The 24,607-nt window shown below is 59.0% G+C and carries 19 protein-coding genes; 11 read left to right on the forward strand and 8 right to left on the reverse strand.

Going from position 1 to position 24,607, the window contains the following annotated elements; all coding sequences use genetic code 11:
- Positions 1-36 precede the first annotated feature (36 nt).
- Both EC9_RS04100 and EC9_RS04105 read left to right on the forward strand, forming a co-directional pair.
- Positions 37-468, forward strand: coding sequence for a hypothetical protein (locus tag EC9_RS04100; protein ID WP_145342605.1), 432 nt, complete (start codon positions 37-39; stop codon positions 466-468).
- A gap of 161 nt (positions 469-629) precedes the next feature.
- Positions 630-1,762 (forward strand): IS630 family transposase gene (locus EC9_RS04105; RefSeq protein WP_145348994.1). Its coding sequence is split into 2 segments (ribosomal slippage): positions 630-1,065 and positions 1,065-1,762, totalling 1,134 coding nucleotides; the frame shifts between segments, so codons are not numbered across the junction.
- A gap of 58 nt (positions 1,763-1,820) precedes the next feature.
- On the opposite strand, the gene EC9_RS04110 is transcribed toward EC9_RS04105, so the two are convergent.
- Both EC9_RS04110 and EC9_RS04115 read right to left on the reverse strand, forming a co-directional pair.
- Positions 1,821-3,596 carry a methyl-accepting chemotaxis protein gene (locus EC9_RS04110; RefSeq protein ID WP_145342607.1) on the reverse strand — a complete coding sequence of 592 codons (1,776 nt, stop codon included), beginning with the start codon at positions 3,594-3,596 and terminating at the stop codon, positions 1,821-1,823.
- Between the two features lie 511 nt (positions 3,597-4,107).
- Positions 4,108-5,322, reverse strand: a complete 1,215-nt coding sequence (locus EC9_RS04115; RefSeq protein WP_145342609.1) for an argininosuccinate synthase — start codon at positions 5,320-5,322, stop codon at positions 4,108-4,110.
- Between the two features lie 225 nt (positions 5,323-5,547).
- On the opposite strand from EC9_RS04115, the gene larB reads away from it, so the two are divergent.
- The 4 genes from larB to EC9_RS04135 all read left to right on the forward strand — a co-directional run bounded on the left by larB (position 5,548) and on the right by EC9_RS04135 (position 9,296).
- On the forward strand, positions 5,548-6,342 hold the full coding sequence (larB, locus tag EC9_RS04120) for a nickel pincer cofactor biosynthesis protein LarB (RefSeq protein ID WP_145342611.1): 795 nt from the start codon (positions 5,548-5,550) through the stop codon (positions 6,340-6,342).
- 1 nt (position 6,343) lies between these two features.
- Complete coding sequence (locus EC9_RS04125; protein ID WP_218934578.1) at positions 6,344-7,207, forward strand: NAD(P)H-hydrate dehydratase; 864 nt, start codon at positions 6,344-6,346, stop codon at positions 7,205-7,207.
- 124 nt (positions 7,208-7,331) lie between these two features.
- Positions 7,332-8,255 carry a riboflavin biosynthesis protein RibF gene (ribF, locus tag EC9_RS04130; protein ID WP_145342615.1) on the forward strand — a complete coding sequence of 308 codons (924 nt, stop codon included), beginning with the start codon at positions 7,332-7,334 and terminating at the stop codon, positions 8,253-8,255.
- A gap of 60 nt (positions 8,256-8,315) precedes the next feature.
- Entirely contained in the window at positions 8,316-9,296 is a 981-nt protein-coding gene (locus EC9_RS04135) for a DHH family phosphoesterase (RefSeq protein WP_145342617.1), read from the forward strand.
- A 38-nt stretch (positions 9,297-9,334) separates the two neighbouring features.
- On the opposite strand, the gene EC9_RS04140 is transcribed toward EC9_RS04135, so the two are convergent.
- Both EC9_RS04140 and EC9_RS04145 read right to left on the reverse strand, forming a co-directional pair.
- A complete protein-coding gene (locus EC9_RS04140) occupies positions 9,335-10,195 on the reverse strand; it encodes an ABC transporter permease (protein ID WP_145342619.1) in 861 nt (286 codons plus the stop codon).
- 72 nt (positions 10,196-10,267) lie between these two features.
- Positions 10,268-11,290: an ABC transporter ATP-binding protein gene (locus EC9_RS04145; protein WP_145118089.1), complete on the reverse strand. Its 1,023-nt coding sequence runs from the start codon at positions 11,288-11,290 to the stop codon at positions 10,268-10,270.
- Positions 11,291-11,457: 167 nt separating this feature from the next.
- Here EC9_RS04145 and ispF point away from each other — a divergent pair, with 167 nt between their 5' ends.
- The 3 genes from ispF (at position 11,458) to ruvC (ending at position 14,278) form a co-directional block, all read left to right on the forward strand.
- Positions 11,458-11,955 carry a 2-C-methyl-D-erythritol 2,4-cyclodiphosphate synthase gene (gene ispF / locus EC9_RS04150; protein ID WP_145342621.1) on the forward strand — a complete coding sequence of 166 codons (498 nt, stop codon included), beginning with the start codon at positions 11,458-11,460 and terminating at the stop codon, positions 11,953-11,955.
- A 173-nt stretch (positions 11,956-12,128) separates the two neighbouring features.
- On the forward strand, positions 12,129-13,757 hold the full coding sequence (gene cysS, locus EC9_RS04155; protein ID WP_145342623.1) for a cysteine--tRNA ligase: 1,629 nt from the start codon (positions 12,129-12,131) through the stop codon (positions 13,755-13,757).
- Complete coding sequence (gene ruvC, locus EC9_RS04160; RefSeq protein ID WP_246105952.1) at positions 13,739-14,278, forward strand: crossover junction endodeoxyribonuclease RuvC; 540 nt, start codon at positions 13,739-13,741, stop codon at positions 14,276-14,278. The genes cysS and ruvC overlap by 19 nt, the downstream gene beginning before the upstream one ends.
- A gap of 139 nt (positions 14,279-14,417) precedes the next feature.
- Here ruvC and EC9_RS04165 read toward each other — a convergent pair whose 3' ends face one another.
- Positions 14,418-15,698 (reverse strand): MFS transporter, encoded by a 1,281-nt coding sequence (locus EC9_RS04165; protein WP_246105953.1) that lies wholly within the window; start codon positions 15,696-15,698, stop codon positions 14,418-14,420.
- A gap of 306 nt (positions 15,699-16,004) precedes the next feature.
- Between EC9_RS04165 and EC9_RS04170 the strand changes: the two genes are divergently transcribed.
- Entirely contained in the window at positions 16,005-16,910 is a 906-nt protein-coding gene (locus EC9_RS04170) for a hypothetical protein (RefSeq protein WP_145342625.1), read from the forward strand.
- 780 nt (positions 16,911-17,690) lie between these two features.
- Here the strand turns inward: EC9_RS04170 and EC9_RS04175 are convergent.
- The 3 genes from EC9_RS04175 to EC9_RS04185 all read right to left on the reverse strand — a co-directional run bounded on the left by EC9_RS04175 (position 17,691) and on the right by EC9_RS04185 (position 22,533).
- Positions 17,691-20,633 carry a PVC-type heme-binding CxxCH protein gene (locus tag EC9_RS04175; protein ID WP_218934579.1) on the reverse strand — a complete coding sequence of 981 codons (2,943 nt, stop codon included), beginning with the start codon at positions 20,631-20,633 and terminating at the stop codon, positions 17,691-17,693.
- A gap of 83 nt (positions 20,634-20,716) precedes the next feature.
- Positions 20,717-21,388 (reverse strand): site-2 protease family protein, encoded by a 672-nt coding sequence (locus EC9_RS04180; protein WP_218934580.1) that lies wholly within the window; start codon positions 21,386-21,388, stop codon positions 20,717-20,719.
- A 323-nt stretch (positions 21,389-21,711) separates the two neighbouring features.
- Positions 21,712-22,533, reverse strand: a complete 822-nt coding sequence (locus EC9_RS04185) for an SDR family NAD(P)-dependent oxidoreductase (RefSeq protein WP_145342631.1) — start codon at positions 22,531-22,533, stop codon at positions 21,712-21,714.
- Between the two features lie 408 nt (positions 22,534-22,941).
- On the opposite strand from EC9_RS04185, the gene pyk reads away from it, so the two are divergent.
- Positions 22,942-24,477: a pyruvate kinase gene (gene pyk / locus EC9_RS04190; protein WP_246105954.1), complete on the forward strand. Its 1,536-nt coding sequence runs from the start codon at positions 22,942-22,944 to the stop codon at positions 24,475-24,477.
- Positions 24,478-24,607 lie beyond the last annotated feature (130 nt).

The raw sequence follows: 24,607 nt of genomic DNA on the forward strand, positions 1-24,607 counted from the left end.
TCTGTTTGTAGTGAACGCAAACTGAGGATTTATCCGATGGGTCACGCCGTAAAAATGCTGGTTGTCATCTTCGTTGTTGCGATCTTTCCCAAGCTGGGTTGCGCTCAAACGCTCGGCGGCGAGATTTCAAAGATGACACAACAACTTGTGTCGTTTCTGAATGATGAGGGATACGATGCCGTCTTTCTGGGAAGTTTCGATCGACAGTTCGAAACCGAAATGGGCCGCGATATTCACCGTCAATTCGAAGAACAACTCATTGCCAACTCGATCGTCGTTCTCGAAGAACCTGGGAATTTGCAACTACTAGGGGACTTTACGGTTTGCGAGCTGGCGATGCATTCCATCGTAACCCTCAAGGTTGCGGTGCGTAATTCCCAAGGACGCGTGTTGAACCAATACCGCAAACGCGTGAAAGTTGTTCATACGTCAGCAGATGCCAGGGTTGCTACAGTTGCCCGGAATTGATCGCTGTACCCGTGATAATGCCCCGGTTTTGTTTATGCACTTTTTGCGATGTTCGCGAATCAATCTAGTGCTTTGTCAGCCTTAGGAATTGGGGTTTCCTAAATTGGAAGAATCCGGGAGTTTGTAGGTCGATTGCCCCACGAGTCACGGAGGATTCGATGATTAAGAAGTATATCGTTCGGCTTTCGGATACAGAACGGGAAGAACTGAAGGCGATTGTAAAGAAGCTGAAAGGCTCCTCGCAGAAGGTACGGCGGGCGCTGAGCCTTCTCAAAGCTGACACGGAAGGACCTGGCTGGACCGACGCCAAAATCGCGGAAGCTTTGGCGTGTCGGATTCAGACCGTGGAGAATCTTCGCAAACGTTTGGTGACCGAAGGGTTCGATACGGCGCTGCACGGGAAACCGCGTTTGAGCGCCCCGCGAGAGAAGACGCTTGACGGAAAGCAAGAAGCGAAAGTGATCGCCTTGCGGTTGGGGAAACCTCCCAAAGGGTTCGCGAGTTGGTCGCTGCGTCTGTTGGCAGACCACGTGGTAGAACTGGGGATCGTGGACTCGATCAGCTACGAAACCGTTCGCCAAACGCTTAAAAAAACGGCATGACCAATCGCAAGATCCAGTATTGGGTGATTCCACCCGACGCCGACTCCGAATTTGTAGCGTGCATGGAAGAAGTCCTAGATACCTACGAAGAACCGTATGATTCGGACTATCCCGTGGTGTGCATGGACGAACAGCCGGTCCAGCTTCACAAAGAGACGCGAACGCCGATCCCGGCGACCCGCAATCATGCTCGACGCGTCGATTACGAGTATGAACGGTGCGGAACCGCCAGCGTGTTCATGTTCACCGAGCCGCTGGCCGGATGGAGAGAAGTCACCGTGCGTCCAAAGCGAACCAAGGTCGATTGGGCCATCGAAATGGAGGCACTGCTGACGACACGCTACAAAAAGGCGAAGAAGATCATCCTGGTATGTGACAATCTCAATACCCACACCAAAGGCGCCTTCTACGAGGCCTTTAAGCCAGAAAAAGCCCGTGCCTTGGTTCGTCGTATCGAGTTCCGTTACACACCCAAGCATGGAAGTTGGCTCAACGCGGCTGAGAACGAACTCAGTTCAATGACGCGGCAGTGTATCAACGGTCGTCGATTCGCGACGATTGCGCCGCTGAGAAAGGAAACACAGGCGTGGTCCTCACACTCAAACAGAAGACAGCGTGGCGTTGACTGGCAATTCCAAGTCAAAGATGCGAGAACAAAACTAAAATCCCTCTACCCCAAAATCAAAGCCTGACAAAGCACTAGGCACCGACCCCGAAATCGGGGGCGATGCCTAGGCGTTGCCGTTTGCTTTAGACCGAGAATTCGGTCAGCAGTTGATTGAACTCGCCGCCAACCCGTTGGATCTCTCCACCGGCTTGTTTGGTCGCGTTCACTTCACGGCTGGTTTCGGTCGCAATCGTGCTGACCTCGGCGATCTTTTCGGCCACTTCTTGGGCGGCGGAAACGCTTTGTTCAACACCCGCGGAAACCGCTTCGGTGTTGTTGGCGATTTCGCTCAATTGTCCCACAACCGTTTGAATCGCCTGCTCCTGTTCAGCGGCCGACATCGAAATCTCGTCCGCTTTGTTGGTGACCAGTTGCGAGACCTCTTCGATCGATTTGATCGAAGCGACGACGCGTTCTGCAATTCGTTGAATCGATTCGATCTCGTCGCGGATGCCAGTCGTCGCATCGGAAGTGCGGCGGGCCAGTTGTTGGACTTCGGTAGCGACGACAGCAAACCCACGCCCCGCTTCTCCCGCTCGACTCGATTCGATCGTCGCGTTGAGGGCTAACAGGTTCGTCTGGCCGGCGATGTCTTCGATCAGGTCGACGATCTTTCCAACGCCTGCGGTGGCGATGCCCAGTTCGCGAATTCGTTCGCTGCCGTCGGCCGCCAGCGATGAGGCCTGCTTCGTAATCGTCACCGCCTCGCTCGAGTTCTTGGCAACGCTTTCGGCGTTGGCGCTGATCCGTGAGGTTGCGGATGTGACGCTTTGCACGCTGGTTCCAACCTGTCGCAGCGATTGCCCCATGCTTTGCATCGCGACGTTCATTTGTTCGGCGGCAGCCGCCACGGTGTTGCTGCGCAAGCTGGTGTTCGATGCGGCTCCTTCCACGCGGACCGCGGTTTCGCTGAGTCCACCGGAAACCTGGTTCAGTTCTTGGGAAGTGTGCTGCATCTTGAGAATCATTCCTCGCATTCGATCGGTCAGCGCATTAACTCCCGCTTGCAATCGGCCGACCTCGTCTTCGCTGGTCACGTCCAGCTTGGTTCGCAGGTCGCCGGAAACCAGTCGCGCGAAGGCATCGGTGCATTTCAGCAGTGGTTTGATCAGAGAGTAGTTCAACAGCCACGCAAGGATCACGCAACATACTGCCAGTGCACCGGCGATGACCAATGCGCCGTTAAAGACCGCAGCCTTCGCGGCCGAGTTGGATGCGTCCAGCGACTGGGTTACTTCGTAGGCACCATGGAGATCGCCGACGGCAAGATTCTCCATGTGGTAACCGGTGGGGTCGAGCCCGTCGTCGTTGTTCCACAGTTCTTTACTTGTTTTGGGGTCGCCGTGGCAGAGCATGCATTCGCTGGTCAGGCGGATCGGGCGAAAGTAGCGGACGGCGTTCTTCTCCTTATCGACGACCGAATATGACTTTCGGTCGGGTTCCGCCGCAAACAGTTTCAGGGCTTCGCTTTCGACCGCATCGGGTTCGTTGGCGGGATTGCGTGGATTGAACTTGGGGGTTTTGAATTCGTAGCCCCCTTCTTGGGCGCGTCGCATCACTGCGGTCCAAGCGGTGACGATGGGAACGGTTGCCAGAACCTTCTCGGTTTCACCTTTGGAAGCGAAGTCAGCCAGGATTTCTTGTGTGAAAACCTCCGACTTCCATTTGTCCTCCATGCCCAATCGGACCGATTCTGCGGTGTCGACGATTCGACTCGCTTGCGATAGCATCTCGTTGTGTGCCGTCGATTTGACTCGCGAATTGAAGATCCACAAAAAGACAGCTCCCAGTCCTAGTAGCATGACTGCGACGATGCCCAGCAATTTTGACCGTATTCCAATGCGTTGAAACCACTTCATAGTCCCGCCCCTTTGTTTTCTAGATTTTGATTCGGTTGTGAATGTTTCGCCTTGGTGCAGCGAATTCGCATGGCGATAGTTAAGCTAGGTGAAACATAGGATGCCAATGTAAACTTTGTGTCCAAGGGGTGGGTTCGACATCATTGGTGGGCACTTTTCCCTCGGGACGCCTATCGCAATCGCTACAACATGCGTAGAGCGAACATTTGCTGTGGCGAGAGTCGTCGGGCGGGCATGTGTTGCGCCGGTGGATTCACTTGAGCTGCCGCAGATTGGCAATCCCGGCTGAACCCTGGACTGTGCGGGCGGTTTGTAGCGTGTGTGGGGCGCACACGTTCTCGGCAGATGTTGGCCGTAGAGTGCGACGGTGAGCATTTAGATGTCGCGTGGCGACTTTTGATGTTCCGCCATTCAGCGCAACGCCTTGGACGGCTGTCCAGGCGTTCGGGGTTCTGTGGCGAGCTCAGTAGGAGCGCCCGCGATTGCGGGCGCGAAGTGCCTGCGGTATGTCTTAATACGGGCGTGGCGAGACGCGGCCTTGAACTCGGCTGGGCAGGCCGTGGATTCGCAGGAAGCCTTCGGCGTCGTCTTGGTTGTACGATCCGCCACCTTCCATGGTTGCGATCTCTTCGTCGTACAAGCTGTTCGGGCTCTGGCGGCTGCTGACGATGATGTTCCCTTTGTACAACTGCAGCGTGACGCTACCGGTGACCGGCTTGCGCGCTTCGTTGATGAAGGCCAACAGGGCATCAAATTTCGGTGTGTACCAAAAGCCGTAGTAGACCATTTCGGAGACTTCGACGGCCAGTTTGTCGCGCAAGCGAACCAGATCGCGATCGAGGGTCAGTTGTTCGATGTTTAACAACGCGTCGTACAGGACCGTCATGCCGGGAGCTTCATAGACTCCGCGGCTCTTCATTCCGACAAATCGATTTTCGATCATGTCGATCCGCCCGATGCCGTTGCGTCCGCCGATCTCGTTCAACGATTCGACCATCTCCAGGGCGCTGACTTTCTTGCCGTTTAGAGCGATCGGGACGCCAGCTTCGAAGTCGATCGTGACCTCTTCGGGGTTGTCGGGTGCCGCTTGCGGGCTGACGGTCATGCCGAAGTCGACAAGTTCGACACCGTTGACAGTCAAGTCTTCCAGTTGGCCCGCTTCGTAGCTGATGTGCAGTACGTTTTCGTCACTGCTGTACGGCTTCGCCGACGACGCTTTAACCGGGATCCCCTTCTCTTCGCAGTAGGCGATCAATTCGGTGCGGCCTGGGAACAGGTCGCGGAACTCTTTGATTCGCCAAGGGGCGATCATCTCGATCGATGGGTCCAAGGCTTCGGCAGCCAATTGGAAGCGGCATTGGTCGTTTCCCTTGCCGGTGGCGCCGTGAGCGTAAGCTGTCGCGCCGACTTCGCGAGCGACTTCCAGCATGACTTTGCTGATCAACGGTCGGGCGATCGAGGTGCCCAGCAGATAGATACTCTCGTATTTAGCTTGCCACGACAGGACGGGGAAAGCGAAGTCGCGGCACAATTCTTCGCGAACGTCGACGATCCGAGCCGATTTGGCTCCCGCATCTTGAGCCTTCTTCAGCGTCGCAGCGCGGTCTTCGCAAGGTTGACCCAGGTCGACGTAGACCGCGTGAACTTCGTATCCCTGATCTTGCAGCCAGCCTAAGATGACCGATGTATCGAGACCGCCGGAGTATGCCAATACACAGCTTTTCATGATTCGTTATGCTTTCTAAGAGGCGTCAGATGTTGGCGGACCAAATAAACGAGAGCCGGGTCCGCAGCGATCGATCGCGATTTTAATTGTTCTTCGGGCCAGTGTCGGGACCACCTTGGTTTCGGTTTGCCCGGCCACAGCCACGATTGATTGCGATTTACGGCGTTTATCCAGCACATTGTGCTTCCCATTGCCCTGCCCTGACAAGCGGACCTTATTCAAAACATGAAGCCAATTTCCGAATTACTGCGATCCCTAGCCGCTGGAGAGATCTCCATCGAGCAGGCCGAGCAATCGTTGGCGTCGCGAGAGATCGAAGCGATCGACGGAGCGACGGTCGATCGCGGTCGCAAGGCCCGCTGCGGGTTCGGCGAAGTCATCTATGGCGAGGGGAAGCCGGCTGATTTGATCGTCCGCGTCGCCGAAAAGCTGCTCGAACTGAGCCCCTCGGTGCTGGTCACCCGCTTGGCCGCCGAAGTTTTTGCCGAGATCCAGGTTCCCCACTGGCAGATGCATTACTCCCCCCAGGCCCGGACGCTGCGGATCGCTCGGACGGCCGAGGCGTTGGCGGTTGTCGACGAATCGTCGTCGCCGCTTCGCCCGATCGCTGTCGTCACCGCCGGCAGCACCGATGCGGCGGTTGCCGAAGAGGTGGCCGAGACGTTGACCTGGATGCGCGTTCCGTTTCGCGTGCTGACCGACATCGGCGTCGCCGGGCCGCAGCGGTTGCTGGCCAGTCTGCCGGCGCTGGAAGGTTGCGCCGCGGCGGTTGTTGTCGCGGGGATGGAAGGGGCTTTGCCGAGCGTGGTCGCCGGGCACGTTCCGTATCCCGTGATCGCGGTCCCGACCAGCGTTGGATATGGTGCGTCGCTGGGCGGTATCACCGCGTTGTTGTCTATGTTAACAAGTTGTGCGTCGAACGTTTCGGTGGTGAACATCGATGCCGGCTTCAAAGGTGGCTACGTCGCCGGGCTGATCGCCTGCGGTCAACAAGTCCCTCCGCAATCCGATGGTGAATGAAATGACAACCCGCTCCCCTGCCCTGCCCCAACTGGCACCTCGCGACGCCGACAGCCATAAAGGCGACTACGGCAGAGTCTTGCTGATCGGCGGTTCGCCCGGAATGGCCGGTTCGATTTCGCTGTCGGCGAGCGCGTCGATTCGATCGGGAGCCGGGTTGGTGACGGTGGCGGTTCCGCGCCGCTGCCTGGAAACCGTCGCTGGATATGACCGCTGTTATATGACGGTCGCGCTTCCCGATGACCTCAAGGGTTTTTATGAGCTAGCCGCGTCGCGAGTCGCCCAGCTTTCCGAATCGGCGACAGTCTTCGGCTGCGGTCCGGGGATGCGAACGGGCGCTGGAGCTGAGGGGATCGTGAAGACGTTGTGTTCGCAGGAGAGCGACAAGCCGTTGGTCTTCGATGCCGATGCCCTGAATTGTTTGTCGCAGTGCGACGACTGGAAATCGATGCTCGCCCCGCGGATGATCCTGACGCCTCATCCGGGCGAATGGGAGCGGTTGAGTGGCGTGGCGGCCAGCGATCGGAAGGCTCAGGAGGCCGCGGCGGTCGAGACGGGCAAGGCGACCGGTGCGACGATCGTCTTGAAGGGATCGAAGACGTTTGTCACCGACGGCAAGAAATCGGTTCACAATTCGACGGGCAATCCGGGGATGGCCAGCGGCGGTAGTGGCGACGTGCTGACGGGCGTTTTGTGCGGCCTGTTGGCTCAAGGCCTGGCGGTTTTCGAAGCTGCTCATCTGGGTGTCTTCGTCCACGGCCGGGCGGGCGATTTGGCTGCCGAAGCGGTGGGGCAGATCAGTCTGTCGGCCAGCGATCTGTTGCTGCATTTGCCCGCGGCGTTCATGTCGCTGTCGGATCAATAAGCTGCAATTTCCGCGATCAAACGGTGGGCGGTGGGCATCGACCGCTTCGCAGTGCATAATCGATCGGCGTTTTTAACCGCCCTCCCCTCCCCTGTTCTGGCCTCCGACGGACATTGATAAATCTGTGACATTGATTCGTGATCTCGATCAGGCATCGCAAGTTGCTCGAGGAGGTGCCATCAGCATCGGCAATTTCGATGGCGTTCACCGTGGGCATGCGGTTCTGCTGAAACAATTGCGTCAGTTGGCCGATGAAGTAGGCGGCCCGGCGGTGGTGCTGACCTTCGATCCGCATCCCGCTTCGCTGCTGCGACCCGACCGCGCACCGGTCCCGCTGACCTGGATCGAGCGCCGCGCCGATCTGCTGTATCGGCTGGGAGTCGATCGCGTGATCGCTTGCCGTCCGACCGCGGAACTGCTGGGGCTTTCGGCGACCGATTTTTTTCAGCTGGTGATCCGCGATCGGTTGGATTGCCAGGCGATGGCCGAAGGGCCGAACTTCTACTTCGGCAAAGATCGCCAAGGGGACGTCGCGATGCTGGGCCAATTGTGCCAGGGTGCCGCGATCCCGCTGCGGATCGTCGAACCCTTGGATAATCAAGGTCAGATGGTTTCCAGCACGATGGTTCGGGCGGCGATCGCCGACGGACAGATCGAAGCGGCCAACGCGATGCTGACCGCACCCTATCGAATCTCGGGCCTAGTCGCTGTGGGGTCACAGCGTGGAGCGGGGCTCGGTTTTCCGACGGCGAATCTCTCCGATTTGCAGGTCCTTGCGCCAGCGGCGGGGGTCTATGCCGGGCAGACTTGGGTGAACGAAACTCCGTATCGTGCGGCGATTCACATCGGTCCAAACTTGACATTTGACGAGGGCCAATGCAAAGTCGAGGTCCATCTGTTAGATTTCACGGGTGATTTGTACGGCGAAAGACTGGAAGTCCAATTCAACCGGCGAGTCCGTGGCATCGTCAAGTTCGCCTCTGTCGATGACCTTCGCAATCAACTGGGGCGCGACATCGCGACGGTTCGGAACGAACCGCTCTCGTGATTCCCTCGCTGCCCTGTCATCCATTTCCATCTCAATCTAAGTACACGATCGGACCTTCGCATGCCCGTCAATTGGAAGAAGTTCAAAGACACCATCGCCCACTACGAGAACTTTGTTTTAACCAGCCACATCCGCCCCGATTGCGATGCGTTGGGGAGCGAGTTGGGAATGGCGGAGGTGCTGCGAGCGGTCGGCAAGAAGGTGCGGATCATCAACGCCCACGATACGCCTCCCGGTCTGCAGTTCTTAGATCCTGCGGGGAACATCGAAGTCCTGCGTCGACATGTTGAAGCCGAAGACATTCAGACCGACTGCATCATGGTCTTGGACACCAGCGCCTGGGCTCAATTGGGGGCGATGGCTCAAGTTGTCGAAGAGACCCGCGCCGACAAATTGATCGTCGATCATCACCTGGGTGAAGACGATATGGGAGCGTTGTTGTTCAAGGACACCAGCGCCGAAGCGACCGGTCACTTGGTCGTTCAAGCTGCCGACGCCTTGGGCGTGCCGTTGACGAAGAAGATGGCGATGCCGTTGTACGCAGCGATCGCAACCGATACCGGTTGGTTCCGCTTCAGTTCGACCAGCGCCGACACCTACCGCTGCATCGCTCGCTTGGTCGACGCGGGCGCGTCGCCGACGGAGATCTACGGCGATCTGTACGAACGCGACACGTTGGGCCGAGTGAAATTGCGCGGCCGAATTTTGTCGCGAACCACAGCGGAACTCGGCGGCCGATTGGTCTACACCTGGGTTCTGGCTGAAGACTTTGAGAAGACCGGCGCGTTGCCTAGCGACACCGAGGATGCGATCAACCTAACGCTTGCGATTGCCGGCACCGACGCCGCTGTGATCATGATCGAACAGCTGAAGGGAGGCTTCAAGTTGAGCTTCCGCAGTCGCTGCGAAATGAACTGCAACGAAGCCGCTCGCGTCTTCGGCGGCGGCGGTCACAAAGCCGCAGCCGGCGCATTCATCGAAGGGAACATCGAATCGGTCAAAGAAAAGGTCTTGCCCGTCGTGATGGAAATGATGAAGTAATTCATCGCGACCTGTGCAGTTTGGCGGGTTCGGTCGGTTTAGCCGCCGAAGCCGCTGTAGCGGCGGACGCCGCGGGCGTACATGACTCGGCAGACGATGATTAGGAAGACGACCCAGCCGGCTTCGATCAGTAATTCCTGCCCGAGTTCATCGGGCGGGATCTTGCCTAAGAAGACCGCGGCGGGGAAGTAGGCGAGGTATTTCAGCGGCAGTAGCTGGACGAACCATTCGATTTCGTCCGGCAGTAGCGTGATCGGGAACATGTGGCCCGACAGGAAGAAGCTGAACAGCATGTAGATGAACAGAAGCGAGCTGACTTCGAGGAACCAGAACCCGATCAAGCCGATCGCCGCTTCTAAGAAGAACCCGATCAAGAAGCCCATCACGAGCGTGGCGGCAAAGGCGGCGATGATCGTCGGATCGGGCCAGCCGTCGACAAAATAGCTGCGGCATAAAAAGAAGACGAGCACAAAGGGCAGCGTGGCGACTGAATAGTAGGCGACTTTGTGGGCGACGCGGCCCAGCAGCAGGAAGCCCAACAGATCGATCGGTTGGATCATGAACTTCTTGATCTCGCCGTCGCGGATCTGCCTCGCGATCCCGCTCGATAAGCCCGGCATGCTGCTGAACGCCCGAGCGACCATGGTGATCAAATAATAAGCGACCATGTCGTGGAAGCGGAAACCGCCAAACGTCGTCTCTTCTCCCGGTTTCGCCATCGATGCAAAGACCGCCGACCACAAAAAGATCTGCGTGATGATCGGCAGGAATCGCATCAGCGTGCCGAGCGCAAAATCGCCTCGATAGACCAGGCGTTCCTCTAGCGAGATCCGCACGATCATCCACCAGGTCTTCAGGCGTTGGGTGAGCGGTGAGGTCGATTGTGTTGCGGTGGACATGCTAGCGGTTCTTTGGCAGGGTGGCGAGCGGTGCGATCGGGTTCGGACGGATTGCAGCGGTGCGATATGAGGCTATTGGGAATCGGCGGCGGTCGCTGCCATCGCTTGCTTCTCTTCGTCGCGAACGCGATTGAACATGTCGGCGATCGCATCCTCCAGCGGCGGGTCTTCGACGACCACATCGTCGATCGGATGCTCGTTGAGCGCCGCCGCCAGTCGCTTGGGAATGTCGGTCCGCGCGATCTTGATCTTCGCTTTGGGCAGGTCGATCGACAGGACTTCGCCGATGTTCGTTAGGTCGCCCGGTTGGTGTCCTTCGGCAAACTGCAGCGTGACCACCTTGGATCCACTGAACGCATCGACGATCCCGGTCAACGAGCCGTCGTATTTGATCTGCCCCGAAGCGATGATCACCACGCGTTGGCAGAGCGCGATGATGTCCTTCATGTAATGACTGGTCAACAGCACCGTCGTCCGCTTCTCCTGCTGATAGTGCCGCAGAAATTGTTGGATGTTGTGTTGAGCGACAACGTCCAGCCCGATCGTTGGTTCGTCCAGGAAGAGCACGTCGGGGTTGTGCAGCAGCGCCGCGATCAATTCCATCTTCATCCGCTCGCCCAGCGAAAGTTCACGGACCGGTTGGCCCAGCAAGCGTCGGACGTCCAACAGGTCGGTCAATTCATCCAACGTTCGCTGAAACGCGTTTTGATCGATGCGATAGATCTGTTGATGCAGGCGGTAGGATTCTTGAGCGGGAAGGTCCCACCACAGTTGGTTCTTCTGCCCCATGACCAGTGCGAAGCGGCGGCGGTAGCCATTTTCTCGTTGCCAGGGCGTGTAGCCCATCACGCGAGCCGTCCCCGAGGTCGGGTTGATCACGCCCGAGAGCAGCTTCAGCGTCGTCGTTTTGCCGGCACCGTTGGGGCCCAGGAACGCGACAAATTCCCCCTCGTCAACGGTCAGGTCGATCGATCGAACCGCCTCCACCTCGCGGTACTCGCGATGAAACAGGCCGCGCACGCTGGCCATCAGCCCTTCCTGTTTCTTGTAAACACGGTAAGACTTGGTAAGCTGCTCGATCTCGATGATAGGCATTGGGTGTCGTCGATTGTCGGATGATGTGATTCGTGGGACCGGTCGGCTGCGGTATTCTAAACCGAAGTCCGATCCGCCGCGATTGGCGGTTGGCGGAGCGATCGCCGCCCGGCACGCTGCCCGATCGAATCGCCGGTTGTTGTTCCTTGTCATTTTGCCAGTAACTCATGAATCAAGCTTCCCCCCCTGCCCTACGGATTGGTCTGGGATACGACACCCACCGGATTGGCCCCGCGCGGCCGTTTCTGCTGGGAGGTGTCGAGATCCCCTGGGACCGCGGGCTGATCGGTCACAGCGACGCCGACGTGCTGCTGCATGCGATCACCGACGCGCTGTTGGGAGCCGCGTCGCTGGGCGATATCGGCCGGATGTATCCCGACACCGATCCGGAGAACAAGGATCGCGACAGTGGGGAAATGCTAGCGGAGGCGATGCGGCGCGTTCGCGCCGCCGGTTGGGAGATCGTGAATCTCGACTGTGTCGTCCGAGCTCAGCAGCCCAAGATCTCGCCACACGCCGCAGCGATCTGTGCTCGGATCGCGGAAATCCTTGCAATTTCGGTCGACAGCGTCGGCATTAAGGGGAAGACGGGCGAACACGTCGGCCCGGTCGGACGCCAGGAAGCGATCGAAGCCCGCTGCGTGGCGTTGCTGTATCGCAGCTAGAGAATCCGCCGCGGCGGCTCGCGACCGCATCGATGGGGGCTGGCGAAAGTCCGGGCTGCCCAATCGGGGGCGATTCTCTATAATCGCCGCATCATTGATGTTTTCACTCGATCGCGGTTTCCGTTTGATCGACTGTTTGGCCTTCCCGCTCCCACTCGGGCTCCGACACTACCATGGCTGAGATTCGCGTTTACAACACTCTGTCGAAAACCAAAGAACCCTTTGCGCCGGTTCACCCTCCCAAGGTCGGGATGTATTTGTGCGGGCCGACTGTCTACAAGGAAGCTCACATCGGCCACATGGTCGGCCCGGTGATCTTCGATACGATCAAACGCTATCTCGCCTACAGCGGTTTTGACGTCACGTGGGTCGTGAACATCACCGACGTCGACGACAAATTGATCGCCGAATCGCGCCGACGCGAGGTGCCGATGAGCCAGATCGCCGTCGAGATGACTGCCGATTACATGGCGAACTTGAAAGAGCTGGGCGTGAATCAGATCGATTACCTGCCTCGCGCGACCGACCACATGGACGACATCATCGGCTTCATCCAGTCGCTGGAGTCGAAGGGCTTCGCGTATGCCAGCGATGGCGATGTCTTCTTCGACGTGGCTCGCGACAGCGGTTACGGCCAGCTGTCGAATCGATCGCCCGACGATCAACAGGGAGCCGGCGGCGAAGCGGCGGCCAAGAAGCGTTCCGCAGCGGACTTTGCACTCTGGAAGTCGGCTCGCGAAGGCGAACCCTGTTGGGACAGCCCTTGGGGAAAAGGCCGTCCGGGCTGGCACATCGAATGCTCGGCGATGAGTCATTATTATCTGGGCGAAACGTTCGACATCCACGGCGGCGGGCTGGATCTGATGTTCCCGCATCACGAAAACGAACGAGCTCAAAGCAGCTGTTGCCACGGTTCGCCGATGGTTAAATATTGGATGCACAATGGGCTGATGCGAGCTGGCGGCGACGCGGGCAAGCTGGGCGGACGCAGCGAACGTGAGAAGGAAGCGGCGGGCGAAACGGCGGAATCGATCGAAGAGCAAGCTGCCGGGAAGATCTCGCGCAGCAAAGGTGCCGGCGGTTTGGCCGATCAGATCCGGCGCCACACCGGCGAACGGATCCGGTTCTTCTTGTTGCGATCGCACTACCGGTCGACGATCATTTTCGGCGAAGAGGGATTGCAGGAAGCGGCGACGGCCTTGGAAGGCTTCTATCGCTTCTTCGATCGCTTCGAGAAAGGAACCGGAATCGCGTTCTACGATCTTCCAACCGCCCGATCGCGAACTCAAGGCGATCTAATTTCGGGGGACGACGCCGATCTGAAAGCTGTCTTGGCCTGCCGCGACAAATACCGCGAAGCGATGGACGACGACTTCAATACCGGAGCGGCGTCGAGCCAGTTGTTCGATATCGTGCGGGCATTGAACAAGCAAGCCACCGCGATCAAGTTGCCCGAGCAAGCGGCGGCGCAGCAGGTTCCCGAGGATGCGACAGTCGAAGAGTTTTTGGCGTGGCTCGATTCGGCCAAGATCGCCAACCCCGACTTCATCAAGAGCGTCTTGGTGCTACGTGAACTGACCGGGTTGTTGGGATTGTTTGGAAAGCGGCCACCGAAGGCGGCTGGCGGCGACGACGACAACGGCTTGGCCGACCAGTTGGTTGGCGTGTTGATCGAACTCCGCAAGGAAGCACGCAGCAACAAAGACTTCGCGACCTCCGATGCGATCCGCGACCGTTTGGCCGCAATCGGCGTGGCGTTGTTGGATGGCAAGGAAGGTACGTCGTGGGAAATGCAAAAGTAAAGGGAAAGGTCGCTGCCGGCGGGTCGACTGGCGGCGCGATCCTGGGGGTCGATCCCGGACTGAACATCACCGGCTACGGCGTGATCCGCTCGACCGCCGCTGGGATCGAACTGCTGGAAGCGGGGATCATCCGCACCAAAGCCAAGGCGTCGTTGGAACGGCGTCTGTTGGATCTGCACGAAGGTTTGGGCGAAGTCATCGCCGCCCATAAACCAAGCGTGCTTGCGCTGGAACAACTCTATTCGCACTACAAGCGTCCGCAGACAGCGATCTTGATGGGGCATGCTCGCGGTGTGATCTGTCTGCTGGCGGCGCAAGCGGGGATCGCGATCGAGAGCTTCGAAGCGACCAGGGTCAAGCGGATGATGACCGGCAACGGCCACGCTCCCAAAGATCAGATGCAGATGGCGGTGAAGTTGCAGTTGAATTTGGCGACCGTTCCCGAGCCGCCCGACGTCGCCGACGCGCTTGCGATCGCGCTGTGCCAGCAGCAGATGAGCAGCATGCAGGTGCAGCTTTAGTTCTCGTTAAGCAGCAAGCAGGTAATTTCCTAGTTTAACCGCGTGGGAATCGCCCCGCGTTTTTCAGGGCCGCACGGCCCGATGGGCACGCGGTTAAACGAAAAAATACAATACGACCTGCTTACCAGATGGGCTCGCGCTAGGCTTCGTTCCAGCGGCGGACGATTCGCCAGAAGGCGATCGATGCGATCAGCCCGATCGTGGCGGCGACCGCAAGGGATGCGAAGAAGTATTGGTGGCCAAGTTCTCCCGGCCAGCGATCCAACAGGATGCCCATCCAAGGTCCCATGAAGACGTCGGGCGTGAAGCCGATGACTGAGACGATGCCGACCGCGCAGCCCGTGTCGCCAAACGGCACGCGTCCTTCTTCCATCATGGCGAAGTAGAGTCCTCGCAGTGCGAAAACGCAGGCGCTGGTGCTGATCATCGTGGCGAAGAAGAACATCGACATGCCCGGCGGGAAAGCTCCGACGGCCAACATGCCGCTGCCGATTCCGAATCCCAGCAGGCTCAAGATCGTCAGTCGGGCGACGCCAAAGCGATCGGCTAGCAGGCCCGCGGCGACTGCTGCCACAGGACGCATCCACATCGAAAGCGTGCCGACCTGAGCTGCTTGCACTTCGTCGAACTCCAGCACCTCGTGCGCGTAGAGCGAGATATTGTCGAGGCCCTTGTAGCCGACGTAGGCACTGACGACAACGATCGCTTGCAGCCACACCGTCGGCATCTTTAGCACGCGGCGGACCGCACCCAACGGGCGTTTGAGTTCGATTGGATCCGACGGTTCTCCCTGCCGCGGCAATGCGAACCAGACCAGCACCGCGGCGGCCAGCGTGATCCCTGTGAACAGGTAGACGACTTGTTGGAAGGCGTGGGTTCGTTGAGCCGCGGATGCCGTTTGGACATCTTCGGGCATCAACAGCGCGAACAACGCCACTGCTCCGCTGCCAATCGCGGCGGCGACGAGGCCACGTCCTCCGTCGAGGAATCCGAAGGCGCGGCCGGGGAGCATCGCGCCGCCCCAGGCTCGTGTCGCTCGAATCAACGGTGCCCAAAACAGCAGGATCGTGGTGGCACCCCAGAAACCGTAGAGCAGTTTGAGCCCGCCGAGCGAAGGGATCGATGCTAGCAGCAAGCCGCCAGCGGCGGTCGCTAGCAGTGCCACGGCCATCAGCTTGCGTGCCGAGAACATGTCCGCCAGCGGGCCGCCGGGGAAATAGGCGATCATCGCCACCACGCCGTACAGCGAAAACGCGATCCCCAGTTCGAGGTTCGTCAGCTGAAAGACTTCCAGCAGAGTCGGCCTAAAGACCCGAGGCAGTACAAACGGCAAAAAGAAGACAGCTTCCCCAGCCACGATAAGCGTGAACATCGCGATCGCACGGGCGATGGGGGACGGTGGTTGGTCGGGCTTGGTCACACGCGGTTCCGGTTCAGACAAAAACTGAAGGACTGAAAAACTGTCCTGCGGGGGTGAGCCCCTATCGCGAGACAAGCATCCGCGTGCTGGATGGCTGAAGAACGTCACCGCCGACTGGCGAAACTCTCGCAAACAGAGGGCATGATAGCACGTTTGCGGTTCGGATTGTACGCGCGGCCGTTGGCGTTGGGCGATCGATCGAGCCGAGATATGCTAGCCTTGTCTTTCGATTGGCATTGCCGAAAGATAACGATGCGATTTACAAGCGATGTTCGCTCGCACAGGAATGCCGATTGGAGGATGAGGATGATTGCTCGAAACCCACTGACACTACTCGCAACCACGCTGCTGCTGCTGCAAGGCGTTGCGGTCGGGCAATACGCTCAAGACGCATGGGGTTCGCGCAACGTGGCTCCCGCCGCGCAAGCCAATCCGTCCAGCGCGATTCGTCCAATCGATGCGCCGAGCATCGTCGATCGGTATCGCCCGCGCGGTTTTCAGTCCAATCCGCAGCCTGCCCCGCCGGTGAATGTCGCCAGTGCTCAGGTGGGCCAATACCCGGCGCAGCAGTATCCTGTGCAGCCGAGCCCGATCCAGCAGACCGCTTATCAAGTGCCTGGCGATCAACAGCAGCTCGCGCAACCGGCACTCCCCGGTGGTCAGGCTCAAGGCCCCGCGAACCCGTTCCAGAATCAGCAGAATTTGTCGGTTCAGGGGCAACCGCCGCAGAACTTTCAAAATCCGCAGCAGCCGATCGCTCCAAGTATCGCTCCGCCGCCAACCTTAGCGCAGCCGCAGTACGGTCAGACGCAGCCGACTTACCCGCAGACGTTGTATCCTCAACCGCAGCAGCAATATCCGCTGCCACAGCAACAGGTCTCGGGGCAGCCGTTTGCTTCGATGGGGACCAGCCCAGCCATTTCGCCAGCATCGACTTGGACCGCCGGCGGAGCTTGGGATTGCGGAAACGTCGCGCAGACAAGTGCCGTCTCACCACAGGTTTACGTGCCGCCGAACACCTACACGCCACCGGTCATCACGCCGGACATGGCTCCCAACGCCTACTCGCCGAACAACGCGGGATACCGACCCATTGTCGCCTTGGGGTCGCCTTATCCAAACGTTCAAGTCGGTCGAGGAATCATCGGCCAACCGACAGTCTACGTTCCGAACCAACCGATTCGGAATTTCTTCCGCTACCTGTCGCCCTGATCGCGACTGGCGCAGCCTGCACCCGCCCGGCGAAGCTGGGAGGGTCGAAAAACAAGCGTTTAGCGAAGTTTTTCGGGGAGGGCTTACTTTGATGACCAAGCGTCGCGGCTTTACCTTTCGAACTCCCCTCCCCGAACATCGCTTCGCTCGTTCGACCCTCCCCTACAAACTGCGTTTGGGGAGGGTGAAGTGCTGCCGGCGACGTCCAACTTCACCCGCCCGGCGAAGCTGGGAGGGTCGAAAAACAAGCGTTTAGCGAGTTTTTCGGGGAGGGCTTACCAGCAACCATCGACCGGCCGGGATTTGACTCAAGAACTCCCCTCCCCCGAACATCGCTCCGCTCGTTCGACCCTCCCCCGCAAACTGCGTTTGGGGAAGGGTGCAGTGCTGCCGGCGACGTCCAACTGCACCCGCCCGGCGAAGCTGGGAGGGTCAAAAAACTAGCGTTTAGCGAGTTTTTTGGGGAGGGCCTACCAGCACCGATCAACCGGCCGGGATTTGACTCAAGAACTCCCCTCCCCGAACTTTGCTTCGCTCGTTCGACCCTCCCCCGCAAACTGCGTTTGGGGGAGGGGGAAGTGCTGCCGGCGACGTCCAGCTTCACCCGCCCGGCGGAGCTGGGAGGGTCAAAAAACAAGCGTTTAGCGAGTTTTTTGGGGAGGGCGTACCGGCACCGATCGACCGGCCGGGATTTACCTCTCGGACTCCCCTCCCCGAACTTTGCTTCGCTCGTTCGACCCTCCCCTGCAAACTGCGTTTGGGGAGGGGGAAGTGTTCCGATCACTGCACTGGAGTGAAGTCGGACTGGAAGTAGGCCGACAGATCGATGATCTGTTGGTGCGTTAAGTCGTCCAGCAGTCCTTCGGGCATCAGCGAAACTCCGGTCGCCGTGATCTCTTCGATATCGTCTTTGGCGAGCGTGATCTTTTCTTTTGGCGTCTGCAGAACCACGCGTTGGTCATCCTGCGATTCGATCACGCCGGCCAGCACGCGTCCGTCGATCGTTTCGATCGTGCTCATCTTGTAAGCCATCGGGACCAATGTGTTCGGCGAGATCACGTTTTCCAAGAAGTATTCGACGCTCTTGCGTTGACCGCCGGTAAGATCCGGACCGATCGTGCCTCCTTCGTTTAACAGCTTATGGCAGGTCGCACACTTCTGCACAAAGACCTGCTTGCCTGCATGCAGGTCCGCCCCCGCGATCGCGTCTTCGGTCAGCATCCGCTTCATCTGGTCGATCTGGCGGTTGCGTGTCGCGTCGGTTGCGGTGACTGTGCCGTAGATCTTGCGGAGCTGATCTTGGACGGCTTTGTCTTTCAAGCGACTCAATTGTCCAACGGCGAACGTCGTCAGGACGGTTTCGGGAACCTGCTTGTTTTCGATCGCACTCAACAGTCGTTTGGCGTAGCTGTTCCGCGTGACCATCGCATCGATCAATGCGGTCTGTTGGTCGGCGGGCAGGTTGCCAAAGTCGGCGATCAGCTCCGCGGCGGTGTCGGGAAGTTCGACGTTGCCCAGGGCGCGAAGGGCTTGCGTGCGCAGCGACTGCAGTTTCAGTCCCTGCTGGACGACCGAGGCGGTGTCGGCGTCGGAATACTGGACCAGCAGGTCGAAGGCGTTTTGAGCGTCGTCCGCTTCGCCAGTCAGCGCGGCTGCCAGTTGTTTGCGGGCCGAAGCGTCGCCAAAGATGAGCGCCAGTTCATAGCCCAGTCGATTGCTTTGAATCGATCCATCCAGCAAGCTGTCACGCGCTTCGGACCAAGCTTGCGGGGCGTCGATCGAACGTCCTCGCAGCGCTTCCAGCAGTCCCGAGATCAGCGATTCTCTGGAAGCCGGTGGGCACTGGGCCGATGCGGCGACGGTCAGAACGAGATCGTGCGCGTCGATCGCTGCCAGTTTTTGCGAGATGCAGTGGGCCAAGATCGGTGGTTCAAAGGCCGCGTATTGTTGGCTCAGAGCCTGGATCGCCGCGGGATCTTGTTGCAGCGTTTCGTCGTTGAATCGCGGTTCGATCGCATACCACATCAACTGCAGCAACCGCTTGCGGAGGTTTTCGTTCGCGATGTTCGCAACCAGTTCGGGCGTGATGTTTTCGATCGAGACATCGTCGCGGCGGATCGCGGCGGCAACTTGTTCTTGCAGCAGCAAGCCGGCGGATTGGTTGGCGGTTTGGATCGTCCCGGCGGCGATCGAAGCATCTTCGCTCGCCAGTCGCGTCGCCCAGGCTTGCAGGTTGATGTCGCCGCGAGCCGCCTCTTGCAGGATCGATGGATCGGCGAGACCACAGGCGGCGGTCAGCCACAGCATCCGCAGCTTGAGCCGCGAATTTTCAAGGGGCAGATCGCGATAGGCTTGGACGATTTTCGATGCCAGTTGTTTGTTGTTGGGCTGCGTGGCAACACGATGTTGCAGCACGCGCCGGGCGGTCTGCATGAACCAGGCGTTTTCATGGTTCTGCAGTTCCAGCAATTGATCGTCCGGCAGAGCGTTCAGGTCGCCCGACCATTGCCGCGGCGTGCCGTAAGCGATCTTGAAGATCCGCCCGGTCTCAACGTGGATGTCGACGAAGTCGTGGCACTCGCCGGTGTCGTTCCAGTCGAGTACATAAACGGTTCCGTCGGGGCCGTATTTCATCTCGACGCCGCGGAAGAAGGGATCGACCGATTGCATGAAGTCGGCGTTGTGGCTGGCGACGTATCCGTCGGGCGATGCGACCAACCGATCGCAATTCATTCGCCGCCCGTGGATGTTGATCGTGTACAGTTTGTCGCGATACTTCTCCGGCCAGTTGTCGCCTTGGTAGATCATCGCGCCGCAGTGGGCGTGTCCGCCGCCGGCGTCGTCATGTTTGCCGCCGATCGAAACGTTCCAATAACCGCCGGCCCAGTGGATGTGGTCGGCGCAGGAATCCATCAGCGTGAAGGTGTAGGGATTCAGGTCGTTGCCAAACATGCGTTTGAAACGCGCGCCGGGAATCGCATGGAAGACGTGTTCGATCACACAGTTGGTGAAGAAGGCTTGGCCGACTGAATTCCAGTCGATGCCCCACGGGTTGGTGCTCCCCGCGCTGTAGGGTTCGAAGGCTTTTTCAGTCGGATGGAATCGCCAGACGCCGCAGGTCATCGGTACCGGTGGTTGGTCCGGTTTGGCGGAGTTGGTGACTTGGCTGACATCGAGGATGCCGTGCATACCGTACAGCCAGCCATCGGGTCCCCAGTGCAAGCCGTTAAAAACATTGTGCTTCATCTTCAGCGAGAAGCCCGACAGCAGAGTTTCCGCGGGGCCATCGGGAACGTCGTCGCCGTCGGCATCGGGAATGAAGATCAGGTCGGGCGAACTGCACAGATAAACGCCGCCAAATCCGACTTCGATCCCCGAAAGATTGCGACCGTTGTCCAAGAAGACGGTTCGCCGATCGTGGCGTCCGTCGCCATCGGTGTCTTCAAAAATCAGGACACGATCTTTGCCCTGGTCGACGCCGATGTCCTGCCAATCGGGATAAGAGGTGCACTCGACGACCCACAGTCGCCCACGCGTGTCGATCGTCATTGCGATCGGTTGCACGACGTCCGGTTCGGCTGCGAAAACCGTAGCGCCGAAGCCGTCGGGCAGCTTCATTTCGGCAGCGGCTTGTTGGGCGGGCATCGCCGCGGGGGCTGTCTCTTGCCCCGCAGCGATCGCATGGAAACTGAGGATGAATACGAGGGGTAGGAGCCGAGTCAACGTGGTGTTCCTTCGAATGTGCCGCAGCGGGCGGGGGCCGATGTTGGGGAGGTCGGCCATTGTAACTGCGGCATATGCGAAAGTCAGTAACTTGCAATCTTTTGCCCGTTACGATCCAACAGCACGTACGATCGGCGAGCTGGTCCCGTGGAGGACTTCGCCGCCTGTGGCCGCGGTTGCGGATCGGACCAGCTGTCGTAGGCGGTCTGCGGTTCGCCGGCCATCGCTTCGCGTTGCACCATTGCCAGTTCGGCGCGGGCGGCAAAATAGGCGAAGATCGCAATGAAGATCAGCATCCCGTCGGTGAACAATCCGACCACGCCCATCCCGATCGCAAGCACTTGCCCGACGGACGCCGCGATTTGCGTCGCGCGAACGTAGGGGACAAACGCGCCCAAGAAGGCTCGGAAGACGCGGCCACCATCCATCGGGAAGACCGGCAACATGTTGAAGACGATCAGGGCGATGTTGATGTAGATCATGCTCATCAGGAACGTGCTGGCGATCGATCCGCTGGCCAACAACAGCAGCGGCACCAGGAGAGCGGCGATGACAAGATTCACGGCAGGTCCGGCCAGCGCGATCGCACCTTCGGCCAACGGGCTACGCGGCATGCGGTCCAGTCGAGCGACACCGCCGATCGGATAGAGCGTGATGTCGCGAGTGCCGACGCCAAACAGACGCGCCATCATGGCGTGCCCCAGTTCGTGCAACAGGACACATCCAAAGACCGAGAAGAGGATTGCGAGGCGCATCGCCAGCGATCCGTCGGGCATCGCGGTCAAAAGAACAAATAATGGGAGCAACCAAAACGTCCCGTGGACGTTGATCGGGATGCCAGCAACAGTGCCAAGTTTCCAGTTGAACATATCGGTAACGAGCCTCCTGCGACTCGGGGATTTTCTAATCCGCAGCGTTAATCCGCCGCGACATATTGCTAATTCGTTGGCTGAATGTCGATCATGGCGTTGCCTGGGCAACCCCTTTGTCAGTTTAGGTCGGTCGCGACAAAACTGGCACATTCAACCACGAATGCACAGCAGATGCATAAATCGCGCCAAACGCGACAGAACCGAGCTCAATCTTTGCTGCGAGTGAACCAGAGCAGGATACGGTCCCCCAGAGTGGGCAGCAGATGGCCGATCGCGATGATCGGCCGCAGGTAGCCGGGCAGCAGCACATCGGTCGATCGTTTGCGGCAGGCTTTGAGGATCCGGTCGGCCACATAAATAGGATCGAGTCCTTTGACTCGCGCTCCGCCGGCGGGGCGATTCGCACTCTCGGGCAGATCGTCGCCGACGCGGTCCTTGTAGCGATGCCCCGCGTCGTCGCGGCGGATTGGACCGGGCGAGATGAGGATCACGTTCACCCCCAGAGTTCGCGATTCCAATCGCAACTGCTGAGTGATCGCCGCCAATGCGTGCTTCGCCGCAGCGTAGCCACCGAGATATCGCGGCGCGACTTTGGCGGCTAGCGATCCGATGTTGACGATCTGTCCGCCCGATTGAGCCAGCAGGGGCAAGGCAGCTTGCGAACAATTCAGCGCGGAGAAGACGTTGGCGTTAAACAAGTCGTTGAGCCGGTCTGCGTCGAGGGCCTGGATCAGTCCCCGGTCGCTGAGCCCGACGTTGTTGACTAACACATCCAATCGCCCGAACTGTTGCTGGACATCGTCGATCAGGCGATCGACTTGCTGGCGATCAATCACATCGCAGACCATCGCCACGATCCGCGTATCGCCAGTGATTTGTGACGCCGCCGATTCGGTTCGCTCGCGATCTCGCCCGACGATCACCACATCAAAACCGGCGTCGGCAAAGCGTTGGGCGATAGCAAAGCCAAGGCCTGTGGAAGCACCGGTGACGAGGGCAACTTGGCGATTCGAAGAGACTGCGTTCATGGAAGGATCGGGAGGATTGGCCGGCCAGCATTGCCGAGCGGTTAGAGTGATATTAACAACGGATAGAAGCGGGCAAGGATGCTAGATGTAAGACACCGGGCGAAGAACTTATCTTGTGTCGGCTCCACGACTCGAAAAATAACGCACACTGCAAGTGGCATCTGGTGCCGAAACGGGCGAGTTTCAGCAACCGTGGGGAAATTTAAGCGATTTTCACGTCGCACGACCATTTTTCTGGTCCCCACTAATGGCAGCAGGGTGCCCCAAAACGATCAGGCAGTGTAACCCGCACAACCGCAAGCGGCCATTTTCATCTCGAGCGCAAGCAGACTCATGTCATCAGATCAAGCAATTGGCAACCAAATCGGATACCTTAGCCAAATCACACCATATACCAATGGCAAGCCGATGAAACCGCAAACCTACGTGAACGAAATCGGATACTTTGGCAATCAAGATCCCGAACACGGCTCGAAAGGCAGACGCATGTCCCGACCGACCCCGGATGAACCTTGTACCAAAATTGTGGCGACGATTGGGCCAGCGTGCTCGAGCGTCGACCAGTTGGCCAATCTGATCCAGCACGGCGTCGCTGTGTTCCGGATCAATTCGGCCCACGGCTCTCGGGCTTCGCACCAGGAGACGCTCGACAACGTGCGGAAAGCCTCGCTGCAGGTCGGCTTTCCCGTCGGCGTGCTGTACGATCTCGCCGGGCCTAAGATTCGCTTGGGCACCTTGGCGTGCGATCCCTATCAATGCGAGACCGGTTCGCAGGTGACGCTGATTCGCGGCGAACAGTCGACTGTCGATAGCGAACTGACCAGCAACTACGACAAATTACTCGACGAACTGCAGGCGGGCGACAGCGTGATGCTGGCCGACGGCAATGTCTCGCTGCAAGTCGCGTCGGTCACCGCCGATCGCGTCGTCTGCGATGTCTTGGCGGGCGGAACGATCCGCAGCCGCCAGGGAATCAATCTGCCGGGGGTGAAGTTGAGCATTTCGGCGATGCGTCGCCAGGATGTCGACAACGCGATCTGGGCCGCTCAAGAAGGCGTCGACTTCATCAGCCTCAGTTTTGTCCGCACCGCTGGCGACGTCGAATCGCTGAAGAACTTGATCAGCACCTACGAATCGAAGGCGATGGTGATCGCCAAGATCGAAAAACGCGAGGCGATGGAAGATCTCGAAGCGATCGTCGAAGCTTCCGACGGCGTGATGGTCGCTCGTGGCGATCTGGGCGTGGAGATCGACGTCGCCGAGACGCCTGTCGCACAGAAACGGATCATTCGCGTCTGCCGCGACAAACTGAAGCCGGTGATCGTCGCGACGCAGATGCTCGAATCGATGCACCATTCGCCTCGCCCCACGCGAGCCGAAGCGAGCGACGTCGCCAACGCGATCCTCGACGGTGCTGATGCCTGCATGTTGAGCGGTGAGACGGCGATCGGCGAATATCCGGTCGAAGCTGTCGACATGATGTTCCGGATTCAGCAGCATACCGAACGCGAGTTGGTTGGAGCTTCGAAAACCCTGATCAAAACGATCGATCGGGCTCATCCGATCACGTCGGCTGTCGCTTACGGTGCGACTCAGATCGCGGAATCGATCGAAGCCAAGATGCTGGTCGTGGTCACGCGCACCGGCGGTACCGCTTGGGTGAAAAGTAAGTTGCGGAGTCTGATTCCGACGCTGGGAGTCAGCGACAACGAAGATACGCTGCGACGGATGAGCCTGTTTTGGGGGATCAAACCGCTGCGAGTAAGCCAGTTGGACAATACCGAACAACTGTTTTCGGAAGTCAGCCGCTGGGGCTGCCGGGAAGGGCATCTTGTCGCTGGGGACCGGTTGGTCTTCGTGACCGGAACCGGGGTAATGGACAATGCCCACAACCTGGTTGTCGTCCACAAAGTCACCTCCTGCGATAACAAAGCCGCTCAATAGCCATCGGCCGGCTGGCCAATACGCCATCGCCGCCGCGGCATTTCTGGCATCTCAAACTGCCCGACCGGAAGGCTCATTTTTCGGTCGGGCTTGTGCGTATGGGGTGTCCTGAGCACCTCTGCGGATGCGG

The organism is Rosistilla ulvae (assembly GCF_007741475.1).
Lineage (GTDB): Bacteria > Planctomycetota > Planctomycetia > Pirellulales > Pirellulaceae > Rosistilla > Rosistilla ulvae.